14 protein-coding genes are annotated in these 14451 nt (G+C 49.0%); 1 reads left to right on the forward strand and 13 read right to left on the reverse strand.

Features of this window, described 5'->3' with window-relative positions; all coding sequences use genetic code 11:
• Positions 1-62 precede the first annotated feature (62 nt).
• The 7 genes from AC4PM4_RS23140 to AC4PM4_RS23170 form a co-directional block, all read right to left on the reverse strand.
• A complete protein-coding gene (locus tag AC4PM4_RS23140; RefSeq protein ID WP_072734951.1) occupies positions 63-1223 on the reverse strand; it encodes a YhgE/Pip domain-containing protein in 1161 nt (386 codons plus the stop codon).
• 334 nt (positions 1224-1557) lie between these two features.
• Entirely contained in the window at positions 1558-3990 is a 2433-nt protein-coding gene (locus AC4PM4_RS23145; protein WP_491614700.1) for a heavy metal translocating P-type ATPase, read from the reverse strand.
• 257 nt (positions 3991-4247) lie between these two features.
• On the reverse strand, positions 4248-4448 hold the full coding sequence (locus AC4PM4_RS23150) for a copper ion binding protein (protein ID WP_053779829.1): 201 nt from the start codon (positions 4446-4448) through the stop codon (positions 4248-4250).
• Between the two features lie 48 nt (positions 4449-4496).
• Positions 4497-4898: a metal-sensitive transcriptional regulator gene (locus AC4PM4_RS23155; protein WP_082935409.1), complete on the reverse strand. Its 402-nt coding sequence runs from the start codon at positions 4896-4898 to the stop codon at positions 4497-4499.
• 162 nt (positions 4899-5060) lie between these two features.
• The gene (locus AC4PM4_RS23160) at positions 5061-5543 is read right to left on the reverse strand and encodes a GNAT family N-acetyltransferase (RefSeq protein WP_491614663.1); all 483 of its coding nucleotides are present in this window, start codon (positions 5541-5543) and stop codon (positions 5061-5063) included.
• Positions 5544-5691: 148 nt separating this feature from the next.
• Positions 5692-5874 carry a hypothetical protein gene (locus AC4PM4_RS23165; RefSeq protein ID WP_063566250.1) on the reverse strand — a complete coding sequence of 61 codons (183 nt, stop codon included), beginning with the start codon at positions 5872-5874 and terminating at the stop codon, positions 5692-5694.
• Between the two features lie 123 nt (positions 5875-5997).
• Complete coding sequence (locus AC4PM4_RS23170; protein WP_090954096.1) at positions 5998-6888, reverse strand: DMT family transporter; 891 nt, start codon at positions 6886-6888, stop codon at positions 5998-6000.
• 209 nt (positions 6889-7097) lie between these two features.
• Between AC4PM4_RS23170 and AC4PM4_RS23175 the strand changes: the two genes are divergently transcribed.
• Positions 7098-7985: a LysR family transcriptional regulator gene (locus tag AC4PM4_RS23175; RefSeq protein WP_063566312.1), complete on the forward strand. Its 888-nt coding sequence runs from the start codon at positions 7098-7100 to the stop codon at positions 7983-7985.
• A gap of 184 nt (positions 7986-8169) precedes the next feature.
• On the opposite strand, the gene AC4PM4_RS23180 is transcribed toward AC4PM4_RS23175, so the two are convergent.
• The 6 genes from AC4PM4_RS23180 to AC4PM4_RS23205 all read right to left on the reverse strand — a co-directional run bounded on the left by AC4PM4_RS23180 (position 8170) and on the right by AC4PM4_RS23205 (position 14254).
• Positions 8170-8928 carry a nucleoside phosphorylase gene (locus AC4PM4_RS23180; protein ID WP_491614664.1) on the reverse strand — a complete coding sequence of 253 codons (759 nt, stop codon included), beginning with the start codon at positions 8926-8928 and terminating at the stop codon, positions 8170-8172.
• A gap of 1 nt (position 8929) precedes the next feature.
• On the reverse strand, positions 8930-9601 hold the full coding sequence (locus AC4PM4_RS23185) for a sulfite oxidase-like oxidoreductase (RefSeq protein ID WP_090954102.1): 672 nt from the start codon (positions 9599-9601) through the stop codon (positions 8930-8932).
• A 46-nt stretch (positions 9602-9647) separates the two neighbouring features.
• Positions 9648-10571 (reverse strand): ABC transporter permease, encoded by a 924-nt coding sequence (locus tag AC4PM4_RS23190; protein ID WP_024632282.1) that lies wholly within the window; start codon positions 10569-10571, stop codon positions 9648-9650.
• Positions 10555-11622 (reverse strand): ABC transporter permease, encoded by a 1068-nt coding sequence (locus tag AC4PM4_RS23195; protein ID WP_063566254.1) that lies wholly within the window; start codon positions 11620-11622, stop codon positions 10555-10557. The genes AC4PM4_RS23190 and AC4PM4_RS23195 overlap by 17 nt, the downstream gene beginning before the upstream one ends.
• Positions 11619-13118, reverse strand: coding sequence for an ABC transporter ATP-binding protein (locus AC4PM4_RS23200; RefSeq protein WP_063566255.1), 1500 nt, complete (start codon positions 13116-13118; stop codon positions 11619-11621). The genes AC4PM4_RS23195 and AC4PM4_RS23200 overlap by 4 nt, the downstream gene beginning before the upstream one ends.
• A 104-nt stretch (positions 13119-13222) precedes the next feature.
• Entirely contained in the window at positions 13223-14254 is a 1032-nt protein-coding gene (locus AC4PM4_RS23205) for a BMP family lipoprotein (RefSeq protein ID WP_072734955.1), read from the reverse strand.
• Positions 14255-14451 lie beyond the last annotated feature (197 nt).

Consider the following 14451-nt stretch of genomic DNA (forward strand, 5'->3'; position numbering starts at 1 on the left):
CGGTGAAAATCACCGGGGTGCTTGATCATATCCTATGAAGAACAACCATGATGACTGGAATATTAGCTGTTCATTTGAGCCGGGCTTGGTGCCCCAGCTGGCATAGGTTGTTTTTTCAACAACGTCACCACCAGGGAGAGGGCTACAGCAACCAGCAATACAATGGTAATTGAGCCAGCCGCGGATTGAACTCCAGGTCCACCCAGTTGAGCGCTCAGAACACCTTGAACGGCATATGTGGCAGGCAGATACTGACCAATACCACTGTAGAAGCTGTTCAGCAATTCACGTGGCACCATTGCACCGGAAGATACCAGTTGCAGCGACAGTGAAATGATGTTGAACAAACTTCCCGCTGGTCCAAAGCAGATCAGGAAGAACTGGGAGAAGAACATGAACGTGCAGAGGAACAAAGCCTGGAACAACCAGAATGCGATAAATCCTTGCTCGATCTGTCCGCCCAGCGACACGATCAGTGATGATCCCAGCAGGGAAACCACAAGAGCAGACCCCAGATTAATGACTACTCTGGCGCCAAACAAAGTCCAGCGGGAGTGAGTAGCCGACAGCATACCCATCGCTGTCTGCAGGTTCATACCCATAATCATGGCTCCCACATAAGAAGCGAGTACCATCATCATCGGCACCATCTGGTTGTTCATGCCGTTAACCGGATTAATAGAAGTCGTTGTACCTTCCACTCGTGTAGTCAGGTTGGCAGCAGCTTCAGCTGCCTGATCTGCAGGCGCCCCAGAAGCCGTCAACACAGCTTGCACACCTTGAGCGGTTGCTTGCTTGTTAATCGTGTTCGTCACACTTTGCGATACACCTTGCATCATGCTTTTGATCGTAACCGGGTTCGCCTCGTTAATGGTGTACTTAATTTCAGCAGTGGAACCGGCTGTCTGAATCAGCTCGTTAAACCCTGCAGGAATATTCAGCACCATATGAATCTTGCGATGATTTAACTGGTCAAGTGCTTCGGCAGCACTCAGATTCGTTACGGTATGAAAAGGAAGCGTCTCAGCCATACGATCTGCGATCCCCTTGGACTGCTCTCCATCCTCATTGACAACGGCAACCGTCAATTCATTCATCCGGTCATTCACTCCGGAATATGCTGTCATCCAGATCACGCTGAAGATCACTTGGAACATAAGTGCCGTCACGATCCCCACAATTACTGGCGGTTTTTTCAACAATATACGTAAAGCCTGCAACATAAATGATGTCCTCCATTACTCATTAGTTCGAATTTGATGTAAACGATTGTTTGAATCAAACGATCGTTTTAAATTTTAAGTCTATATGTCTATATTGTCAATCTATTTCTGAAAGGTTCAGAAAGATAAAGATGTGTTTCGCAAACAATGTATTCCATTTCATAAGAGGACATCACTTCACATACTCACCTTCTAATAACAAGTAAAGGACCATTCCCTTAGCATATTTCAAACACCTTTCCTCAACAAAAAAAGCACGGTCCGCCGTAGCGGACCGCACCCTATGCTTACTTTTGAGCATAATGCAAAGTTGAATCACGTCCCTCAATGGACATCAGTCATTGCTTTTCAGTTTCATCCGTTGCAGACGCAGCGAATTCAATACAACCGACACAGAGCTGAACGCCATGGCCGCACCTGCCAACCAAGGAGCTAGGAAGCCCACTGCTGCAATTGGAATCCCAATCACGTTATAGCCAAGTGCCCAGAACAGGTTCTGCTTGATATTGCCCATCGTGCGCCGACTCATCTCGATTGCATCTGCAATACTGTTCAGATCGCCGCGCATTAGCGTAATATCCGCTGCTTCCATCGCTACATCGGTTCCGGTTCCGATGGCCATACCAATATCGGCTGTAGCAAGGGCCGGAGCATCGTTGATACCATCTCCAACCATCGCTACCTTGAGGCCACTCTCCTGAAGTTTTTTCACTTCTGCCGCTTTACCCTCTGGCAGTACCTCAGCCAGAACTTTATTAATTCCGGCTTGCTCCGCTACAGCGCGTGCTGTCCGCTCATTGTCTCCCGTAATCATGATAACATCGATTCCCATAGTATGAAGCCGCTGAATGGCTTCCCTTGAAGTATCCTTGATGGTGTCAGCCACGGCAACAACCCCAGCCCATTGTCCGTCTACCGCGACCAGCATCGCTGTGCGTCCTTGTTCCTCAAGGTTATTCATCTGTTGCATCGTTTCCTCGGAGACATTCACCTTCGCATCCGTAAGCAGTCGGCGTGTCCCGACCAGGATTTCTTGTCCCTGAACCCGAGCTCGCACACCATATCCCGGTATGTTCTCGAATTGCTCTGACTGGACCAGTTCCAGACCTTTACCTCGGATTCCTTCTACAATCGCCTCAGCCAATGGATGCTCCGAACTCTGCTCTGCTGCTCCCACCCGTTGCAGCAGGTCCGTTTCCGTCCATTCTGGAGCCGTCACCACATCCGTAAGCACGGGCTTGCCTTGGGTAACTGTACCTGTTTTGTCCAGTACAACGGTTTGGATCTGCTGTGCCGATTCCAGATGTTCGCCGCCTTTGAACAACACACCATATTCCGCCGCACGCCCTGATCCAGCCATAATGGACGTTGGAGTTGCGAGTCCAAGCGCACAAGGACAGGCTATGACAAGTACAGCAATCGCCTTCTCCAGCGAACCGGCAAAGTCACCGGGACTGGCGAAAAAATACCAGATCAGGAACGTGACTGCTGCGATGCCTACAACAATCGGAACAAAGATACCTGAGATCACATCGGCAATCCGCTGAATAGGGGCCTTGGAACCCTGCGCTTGTTCAACCACTTTAATAATTTGGGATAACGCCGTGTCCGAGCCCACGCGGGTCGCACGCAGTCTTAATACTCCATTTTTATTCAACGTAGCACCTGTAACGGCGTCCCCTGGTTTTTTATCCACGGGCAGGCTCTCTCCGCTTAACATGGATTCGTCGACAGAAGACTGCCCCTCCTCCACGACGCCATCGACAGGAATGCTATCTCCGGGTTTTACCAGAACGAGATCACCTACCGCGACATACGCAGACGGTACAATAACCTCCTGTCCATCACGAATCACTCTGGCTTCACGCGGAGCCAGTTCGATGAGGCTCTTGATTGCCTGAGAGGAACGCCCCTTGGCTACCGCCTCAAACCATTTTCCCAATAGGATCAACGTAATCAGAATTGCACTCGTCTCATAATAAAGCTCCACGGTTGGCATGGCTGCTGTAGCCATTCCCGTCCCACCATGATCCATCATGGTCGAAGCTGTATTGCCACTGGTCAGGGTCAGATACAGACTGTAGAAGAAAGCCGCACTTGTACCCAAAGCAACCAGTACATCCATATTGGCACTGCCATTACGGAGCGCTTTATAGGCTCCCACATAGAATTGCCATCCAATCACAAACTGTACTGGCGTTGCCAACACCAGTTGGAACCATGGGTTCATGAACAGATCCGGTACCCAGATCCACGAGGTAAATGAAAAGTGACCCACCATGGCCCAAAGCAGTGGCAAAGATAACAAGGCGGAGATCATCCATTTCCACTTTTTACGCTGTAATTCACGCTCACGCACTGATTGGGTATCTTCCTGTGTCTTCTGCAACTCTGCTCCATAACCGAGCTGTTTGATCTTCGCCGTAATATCGGTTGCCTTCAGTACTCCTGCTGCAAATTCCACATGTCCCGTTTCCAGAGCCAGGTTCACGTTTGCACGGGATACACCCGGCAACCGAGAAAGACCTTTTTCGATTCGAGTAGAACAAGCAGCACAGGTCATGCCTGTAATGTCCAGATCCACGGATTCCGTTACTGTACCATAGCCAAGGGCCTCCACCTTATCCCGCAAAGCATTGATGTTCGTTGTCTTCGGATCATAGGATACCGTTGCTTGTTCTATAGCGAGGTTAACATTCGCCTGATTGACCCCTTCCATTCGGGACAAACCCTTCTCAATCCGGGTAGAGCAGGCAGCACAGGTCATGCCTGTAATTTGCAGTGTTGTCTGCAATCCCGCTGCTTCCTGTGAAGGTACGGGTTCTGATACTGTTGCGTTTTCCGTTGTTGATGACTTATCCATGTTGTTAGCTCCTTTCTCTATGAAATATCCCTACACATTCAATACCCCCAAGGGGTATATAAAAGACAGAAAATCAGGCTTAAACAATGAACTCATTTAATGGAAAAGACCTGTTGAATTCCTTTCCATGCAAAGGGAAGTTCAGTTTAAGCCTGCGATGATTAGACTACGTCATACCCTTGATCTTCTATGGCTGCCTTGATCTGATCCACATTGACTTTTTGCTCGTCATATTCAACTGCGACAGTTCCTGCTGCCAGATCAACCTGACCATTCGCTCCCGCATTCTTCACAGCTTCTTCAACCGATTTCACACAGTGATTGCAAGACATTCCTGTAACGTTCAACGTAATATTAGACATGGGTAGTTCCTCCTTAGATATATAAATGATGAGTTCATTCAAAAATAATTACTTCATTAACTTTCTTACCGTTACCAACAATTCATCCACAACCTCATGCTCTCCGGCCTGAATGCGCTCAACGATGCAGCTCTTCATGTGGCCTTCCAGCAATAGCTTGCCTACTGAATTAAGAGCGGACTGAGCAGCCGCGATCTGTGTCAGCACATCATCACAATAGGTATCCTTCTCGATCAATCCCTTGATCCCGCGAATCTGTCCTTCAACACGGTTCAAGCGGGAAATCAGGTTGCCCTTCATCTCTTGGGAGTGATGGCTCTTGCGCACATGCTTTCCATCACTGCCTGACGTATGACATGAATTGGCTTGCTGATCATCTGTCTGTGAGACTTCGTTCACCTCTGTTACGGATGACTCCAAAGGTTCCTTGGGATGGCTCTGATGTTCCATCGCGAACACCCCTTTTCTTTCGTTCTGTAATAAGAGTAACATACCCCACGGGGGTATGCAAGACTATTTCTTTTATTTTACTCCAAATGGATGTATTCCATGCTTCCTACGACTGCACTAACGCGCCAGACATCTCATTATTCTTCGTACAGCACATTATAGTTATAGTATGTATTCCATTCTGCTGCTGCGTACAGCCAGACCCATCTGCTCATAGAAAGCTTGAGCACCAGTATTAAATGTAGACACGGTCAGTTCAACACTGTAGACCTGCATTTCTTTGCCAAGTTCGATTAACTCCTGCATCAACAGTTTGCCTGTCCCATGTCCACGATGTTTGCTACCAACGATGATCTCATGGATGTATAACATCTTTCGATCCTTTAACAAATCCACATTCTGAATAACATTCAACTGTGCGCTCGCAAATCCAACAATCTCACCCTGTTCCAGCAATTCCGCAACATAGAGGTAACGATGATCCGTTTCCAGTAGTTCTTCATATTCCTTATGACTCATTCTCGTCTGCAGCTCTCTGTATACGTCTGGCCTGGCCTCCACATGCAAGTGATGAAGTTCATCCATTAAGGCAGATACTCCCGTGTAATCTCCGATGACAGCCCTTCTAATGTTAATCTCACTCATCTTCACATTCTCCTCTCACAAACGTTTCCCATGATTATACAATAAGACATCAGGAAGATGATGCTCCGAAACGTGCTTAACCATTCTGATATAAAAAAGCAGATACCTTAACGGTACCCGCTTCTTTTTAAGCTATATTTGGTTCCTCTTATTCTTTGGATGATTTACCTTCATCAAATGCTACAGGTGACGGTTTGGCAGACCATTCGTCCGCTTGCGGCTCAATATCCACACCGCTCAAAATTTTCTTTTTCTCCATCAAGGAATCCCCGTCTTCATCCAGTTTGTTGCGAATTGCCGCCTCATCCTGAGGTTGATTGTTCTGTGTCATGTTGGAGTCCTCCTCTTCGTAATCATGGTGATGTTCCTATATATAACTTACCCATTTTTTGCATTGTCATTCGGAATGTATACAAGGTTCAACAACCACTTGAAGAAAGTTCTCTGTTTAACTTTATATTTTCGCGACTTTACTGCCTTTCACTTTAACATTCACAAGCAGGATGCTGGCAATAATCATAACCAGACCTGCGATCAGATTGACCGTAACTGACTCTCCGAGGAACAGCACACTGCATAACAGGGCGATCAGCGGAATCAGGAACGTAAACGATCCTACTTTGCTGGCTTCGCCGGAGCTAACCAGTTTGAAGAACGCGAGCCAGCCCATTGCAATGACAAACACCGAAATAAATAGCGTATCCAGTATAAAAGGAAGCACCCACTGCACATCAGACCAGCTCTCTGTGACCGTACCCGTCAATGTCAGAACAACTCCGCCGATCAGAATCGGAATGGCTGTCATCCAGATTCCATCGACCTTCATTGAATTTCTCTTCATATATACGGTCCCGATCGCCCAGCTAATTGCGCTGAACAGCCCAAGCATAACCCCTTCAGGGGATACTTTGCCTGTCATGCCACCAATACTGATCGTAGCCACCCCTGCAAAACCGATCACCAATCCGGCAATCTTCAGTCCATACATGGACTCACCCAGCCACAACCATGCCCCGATTCCAAGCAGCACAGGCTGTAGGAACACGATGGATGAAAATAATCCTGCTGGCACTTCCGTCAGCCCCACGGTCTGAAAACCGTAGAAGAAGATGATGTTAAGCACCGCAGATATGGCATAAATATGCCAGGTTTGCTTCAGTCGCAGCGTTTTGTAGCGGGGAAAAGCATATAGCCCCAGCACCAGACCCCCAATTAACAGGCGCATGCCTGCGAATATGAGCGGCGGTGTAAAATTTAATGCGTATTTGGTCAGGGGCCAGTTTACTCCCCACATGAGTACCAGAAAAGCCAGGACCCAGCCTGCTTTTGCACGTGATAAAGCCATATGTTTATTCTCCTATCCGGCACCATCTACAGGCGCAGTTTAATCAATCGTACACATTATCCTGCGCTCTTTCTGTGCCTGCAAACCATTTGGAATCCGATCCAGATCCGTTTTACATTCGTTCTTTGATCGTTCCGTGTCTTCATGATACAATATTGATATAAATAATTGAAATGCATGTTAATCATAAGGAGCATACCATATTTGTTATGAACAACTCACAGTTGCAGTTATTTGTGAAAATTGCAGAGACGGGAAGTTTCACCCGTGCAGGCCAGGAACTGAATATGACACAGCCCGCAGTCAGTCGGGCCATCTCCTCGCTGGAGAATGAACTGGATGTCACTCTAATCATACGGGATCGTAGGAACGGCATCGTGCTTACGGATGTGGGACAGCGAATTCTGGTTATTTTCCGCCGCATTTTACAGCAATTTGATAAGGTACAGCAGGTCGTTGCCGCCGAAAAAGGGTTGGAGATTGGTACGATTCGTATTGGCTCTTTCCCTATGTCATCCGCCCATCTGCTGCCAAAAATCATCCGCTCGATTCGGGACCGCTATCCTCAGATTCAGTTTGAGTTGCACGAGGGGAACATCCTTGAAATTCAGGAGTGGCTAAGCTCACGCGCCATTGATGTAGCTCTCATTATTGCCACAGATAAAGAACCAGTAGATGTGTCTTATGAGACGCTTCCACTCTATAGCGAGGAGATGCTCGCGGTGTTTCGGGACGATGAACCTTTTGCGAATCAGGAAATTCTGCCGGTACAAATGCTGGACAAACACCCCATGATTATTTGCAAAGGCGGCTATGAGGTACCGATTGTTGATCTGTTCAATCGAGCAGATGCAGAATTACATTTCGGATTTGTCGTGTATAACGTAAACACTTGCCTTAGCATGATTGAGCAGGGACTCGGGACCGCTATGCTGCCTGCTATTTCACTATCCTGGCTGCCTCCGGGTGTCAAAGCACTCCCCACAGAGCCGAAAGCCTACCGCAATATCGAGATTGCCGTTCCTTCACTTGTCGATGCTTCTCCCGCATCCCGGTTATTTATTGAGACGGCACAGCAATTGTTCGGACAACGCTAACGAATCGATTGCACCTTCCAATCTAGCAACAGTCGCTTCTATCTCAAACTCAAAAGGGCATCCCAAAGTCATGAACATGACCTTATGGGACGCCCTTATATATTGTCCATCTCAGATGGACATCATTTGCTTATTTTGCAATTTTACCAGCAGTAGTACTACAAAATGCCCTGCTAAACCCAGCCTACGCCTGATCCTGACGAGCCAGTACAGCCAATGCACGCAGTGCCGCTTCGATCTCACGCTCAACAGCATCAGCTACCGCATTTGTATGCGGATCATACTCGGCGGCCAGGTCGCTGTCTGCGAATCCATCGATAGCGACAATAGCCCCGGCACGAGCGCCACGCAGTGTGCTGACGATGTAGAGCGCGGCAATTTCCATCTCAGCGGCAAGAGCACCCGCCTGCTTGTACTTGCGATGAGGAATCTCTTCAACTCCTGTGAAGAATGCATCCAGCGTAACGGTAATGCCCACGCCAACTTTACCCGCACTTGAAGCTTTCGCTGCACTTGCATGCTCACGAGTTGCCTCGATTAACGCTTGTGTAACACCAAGGTCCGCTACCGCAGGGAAACCATCTGGTACCAGCTGACGTGTCAGCCCGTCCGTACGCACAGCGGCCGTGCTGACGATTACGCTGCCCGCTGGATAATCCGTTGTGTACGAGCCCGCTGTACCTACACGAATCAGGGTCGTTACCCCTGCCCGGATCAGTTCTTCGAAGCAGACAGCTGCTCCTGGTGAACCTACGCCATGGCTGACCACGGCCATTTGTACACCTTCATACAATCCTACAAACGTGCGATACTCCCGGCTGAACGCCAGTTCTCTCGCCCGCTCCAGCTTGCGGGAAATTTTCTCCGCACGTGCCGGATCACCACAGACAATGGCATATGCAGGCATATCTTCGGAATGAATTTGCAAAATAGGCATCAACATCTTAATCAAACTCCTTCTTCGTCCATTCGTCTTCCGGAATCGGAATATCTTCACCAGAGAAGCGCTGCTCCTTGAACGGATCGGCAAAATGATGGAAACCATTGACTTCCCAGAAGCCATTGCGATCTTCTTTCATGAATTCCAGACCCCGTATCCACTTCGCACTCTTCCAGAAGTAGAGTTGTGGAACAACCAAGCGCAGCGGATAACCGTGCTTCGGTGTGAGCGGCTCACCGTTAAATTTAAAAGCAAGCAATACATCATCATGCATTAGTTCTTCGAGCGGAACATTCGTTTCATAATCATGATCCGCGTGGATCATAACATATTTTGCTTCCGGTTTGACGCCAAGTAGCTTGATGAAATCCGAGAACCGTATGCCTTCCCATGGTGTATCAAACTTCGACCAGCGGGTAACACAATGAATATCGCTCACCGTGTTCACTTGAGGCATCCCCTGAAGCTCGGCGAAGGAGAACACCTTCTCCTCTTCAACTTCACCGAATACCTTCAAATCCCAGGTGGAAAGGTCGTATTCCGGCACTTCACCTTCATGCAGAATCGGGAATTTCTCGGTCAGTACCTGCCCCGGTGGCAGTCGGTCTCCGTGCTCAGCACCCGCTTTGGGTGCCGGGCTTTTCGTTTTTTTCAGACGTTCAGCCTTATTATGCAAGCGTGATTCCTCCTTCTTTATATGCTTCCAGCATAACATTCAGGATTTAACGCGAGCTTCCGCCCGCTTTCAGTGCGTCTTGTGCATAAGTACGGTCCTTGAAGAAGAACATCGCCACCAGTGTCACAATATACGGCAGCATCATGGTAAAGTGAGTTGGCAACGCGAAGCCCTGTAGTCGGATACTAAGAGCTTCCATGAACCCAAACAGCACACTGGACCCCATAACGCCGAGCGGATTCGCTTGACCCAACATGGTCGCTACCAATGCGATGAAGCCGCGACCTGCGGTCATGCCCTCGGTAAACATCGTAACCTGACCGAGCGATAACTGTGCACCCGCCAAGGCGCACAATACGCCGCACATCAGAACTGCACCATATTGAATACCGCGCACCTTGATGCCGATACTTTGTGCCGCTACCGGGTTCTCACCCACGGAACGAAGACGGAAACCGGAGACACTTTTGAACAGATAAAACTGCAAGGCAATTACGATAATAATCCCGAGATACACGAGCGGGCTATGCCCTGAGATAACATCGCCTACCCACGGAATGTCCTTAATAAGAGGAATGTCCCATTTGGGGAGTCCCACCATATCCTTGTCATAGTAAGCACCTTTTACATCAAAAATCGCCCGCAGCGCAAAAGTCGTCAGTCCTGTGGCCAGAAAGTTAAGCGAGATCCCGACCACAATGGCGTTGGCCTTCAGATTAATACTGATAAAGGCAAATAGCGCAGAGAACAACATGACGATCACAATAGAAAATATTACAGCCAACAGTACATTGCCGAACAGATAGTTACCGACAATAGCGGAGAAAGCACCGATCAGTACGAGTCCTTCCAGACCCACGTTGAACAGACCGACACGAGAGCATAAAGCCCCACCGAGCGCTGCAAGCAGGATCGGCGTCATAATCCGCAAGGTAGAGCCAAACATGGCTGCATCAAACAGTTGTTGCATTGGACTTTTTCTCCTTTCTCCGCTTCAGGAATGAATATCCGATCTGAGCCGATACAAATAACGTCAATACTGCTTGGATGACACTGCCGACTTCCAGCGGCACATCCGTATTCCGTTCCATCCCCATGGCACCTGTCTGCAACGCTGCAAGCAGGATTGCCGCCACAGCTGTTCCTAGCGGATGCGAGCGGGCAAGCAATGTCGCCATAATGCCGCTCCATGCATAACTTGCAGATGACAACGATCCATCAAGGAAACGATACTGTGTCCCTAGCACTTCCCCTGCACCCGCAAGACCTGCAAGTCCACCACTGATGATCATGGACAGCATCATCATGCGAATGCGTCGCACGCCACCATACGTTGCAAACGAAGGATTGCTTCCCAACATGCGAATCTCATAACCAGTTACCGTCTTGTGTGTGAACCAGTAGATGAGAATCGCCGCCACAATAGCAATGATGAATCCAGCATGCAGTCCCATACCCTGGAACAGCTTCGGCAGCCAGACACTCTGATCAATCATTGGCGTCTGGGCCATTGCCGCTGATCCTGTACGGTCTTTAAACGGGTAGGATACCATGTATCCTCCAAAATAAATCGCAATATAGTTGAGCAGCAGTGTTGTGATCAACAGATTCATGCCAAAGCGGGCATCCAGCCAACCTGCAAACAGCGACCAGACCCCACCGGCGATGATCCCCGCCACAATGGCTGCAATACAGACAAACCAGCCTGGACCCGGCAGGTAGAGCGCCGTCAGCGCTGCACTAAGTCCGCCCAGAACCATCTGTCCTTCTGCACCCATGTTGAAAAATCCGGCGCGGAATGCCAGTGCTACGCCCAGCCCCGCAAGAATAATGGGCGTCGAACGTGCCAGTGTGTTAGTGAAGAAGTAGAAGTTGCCGAAGGCCCCTTTCCACATCTCCGCATACGTATCCACCACGGAACCGCCAACGATCAGAATGGCTACAGCACCTGCCAGCAAACCGATGAATACGGCAAGCAGCGGCTGTATGAGTCCGCGAAGTGTTTCTTTTACCCGATTCATATCCGCTCTTTCCCTCCTGCCATCAACAAGCTGATCTGTTCTTCTGTTGCTTCATCTGCCTTCAGTTCCCCGGCAATTCCGCCTTCATACATGACAATGATTCGATCCGATAATTGCAAAATCTCGGACAATTCCGAGGAAACGAGCAGAATACCCGCACCCTCATTCCGTTTGCGCAGCAATTCAGCGTGGATGGTCTCCATCGCTCCGATGTCTACACCCCGCGTAGGTTCAGCCGCAATCAGAAACGGCGTATCCTGGGCAAACTCACGCGCAGCAATCAACTTCTGCAAGTTACCGCCAGATAGGAACTGCGCCTTCGTTTCCGCAGAACCGGTTTTGATGCTGAACTGCTTGATCCAGTTCTCCACCATGGTCCGTGCTGCCTTCGCTTTAATGATACCGCGTGATTGAAGCCGGTGATGGTGGCCCATCAGTCCATTTTCACGAACGCTCGCATCTTTCGCCGCTCCCCACATATAACGGTCTTCCGGGATATGGGCAAGTCCATGCTCCCTAATGCGCCGCACTGGCCAATTGGTTGTATCCTGCCCTGACAGTAGGACGCGGCCGCTATCTGCCTTGCGTAGTCCCGCAATGATCTGGATCAGTTCAGACTGGCCGTTGCCGGAAATACCCGCGATTCCAACGACCTCGCCTTTCCGAACTTGCAAATGGATATCCTTGAGTGCAGAACGGTCCTCTGCCCCTGACAAGTTTACCGCTTCCACCTGAAGCACAGCTTCTCCCGGAACGGATGGCTGCTTGTCCATGCGAACCAGCTCACGCCCTACCATCAGGCGGGACAGTTCCTCTACATTCGTGTCTTTTGCTTCCAATGTACCTGTCACCTGACCATCACGAAGAACCGTGATCCGGTCTGCCACATCCATAACTTCCTGCAGCTTGTGCGTGATCAATACAAAGGTTTTGCCCAACTTGGCAAGGGATTTCATATTCGCGAGTAGTTCTTTCACTTCCAGCGGTGTCAGTACCGCTGATGGTTCATCCAATATAATGATGTCCGCGCCCTGATGCAGCACCTTGAGAATTTCAACACGCTGCTGCATGCCCAGAGGGCATTCAAATACTTTTTTCCACGGATCAACTGGCATGCCATACGTTCTGCCCAATTCATTCACCTGGGCCGCCGCCTGTTTGCGATCAAATACCCCTGCCGCAGACGGTTCACGGCCAATCACGATGTTCTCGGCAACCGTAAAGGAAGGAAACAGCATGAAATGCTGATGCACCATGCCGATACCACTTGCCATGGCCTGAGACGGAGTTGCGAAGCTGACCTCGCGTCCACGAACTTTGATTGTGCCTGATGTCGGTTGCTCCATTCCATACAACATACGCATCAGGGTTGTCTTACCAGCGCCGTTCTCACCCACGAGGGCATGAATCTCTCCTTCTCGCAAATTAAAACGGATGTCCCGGTTAGCGGTGAAGCCGCCGTATTTCTTCGTAATCTGCTCCATCTCCAACAGCATATCTCGCGTTCTCTCCTCTCGGTCTTAAATAGCAGCAAAACCGGCTGCCTGATCGGGCAGCCGGCTGATCAACTCAATTACTCAATCCTATGAAACAAACAATACTACTGTTGCAATGGATCTTTCACAACGATTTTGCCGGATACGATATCATCCTTGATTGCTTTAACCTTGTCGATAACTTCTTGTCCAACAAAAGCATTCAATGGAGTTTCGCTATCACGTGTTACGTAAGTCAGGCCTACGCCATCTTCTTTCAAGCCATAGTTCACAGCGCCCGCCTTGAAGTTTCCTTCAACGAAGTCTTTCACCGTCTGGTAAGAAACTGTATCAGTCGACTTTAATTGAGATAATACGATATGTTCCGGATCTTCAACGGTACGGTCCGTATCCTGACCGGAAGTATAGAAGCCTTTTTCTTTCGCGGCTTCGAACACGCCCAGATCCCCTACAGCGGATGCTGCGGCAATGAAGTCAGCACCTTTGCCGAATTGTACCAACGCAAGCTCTTTGGCTTTGGCCGGGTCGTTAAATCCACCAACGTAGTTCACAAGGAATTCCGCTTTCGGGTTAACCGATTCCAGACCAGCTTTGAAACCTTCTGTATATTTCTTGATCAATGGAACGTCCATCGCGGCAATCATACCGACTTTGTCTGTTTTCGTAGACAGTCCGGCAGCTGCACCAAGCAGGTATGCTCCTTCATATTCATGGAAACCAACGCTACGTACGTTCGGTAGATCCACCGTTGTGTCTACAACGGCAAAGGACTTGTCCGGATTTTCGGCAGCCACTTTTTTCAGTGCATCTTCTGCCTGGAATGTCGCTGTAATGATCAGATCATAGTTCTCAGCAACTGCAGCACGCAGGTTTTGCTCAAATGCTGCCGGGTCAGTCGATTCAATCGTTTTGGTATCTACCTTGAATTCCTCGCCTGCTTTTTTGAAACCTTCATCCATCTGTACGAAGAACGGGTTTACCCCGATTTTTTCAGGAAGTACAAGCGCCATGCGCAGTGATTTTTCACTGTCGCCATCTTGGGCCGATTGTTCGTCTTTGGAAGCAGAATTTCCACAAGCCGCCAGCAATATAGCCAACATGATGATCGATAAGACGAACGATAAACCTCTTTTCATTTTGAAAATTCCCCTTTTCACTATTCTTTTTTTATAATCCTAGCGGATACTGTCGATCCTTGTCAATAAATCTTTGAGCGTATACACTAAATGGAATATAATAGTTGATTTGCCTTCGACAGAGCCTCCGAAGCCTCTCTATACCAAGGTTTTTTCCGTTGACATCCAGAGCTGCTCCATGCTAAAGTCAATCCAAT

The sequence above is a fragment of the Paenibacillus sp. MDV22-iso6 genome (genome assembly GCF_058408365.1).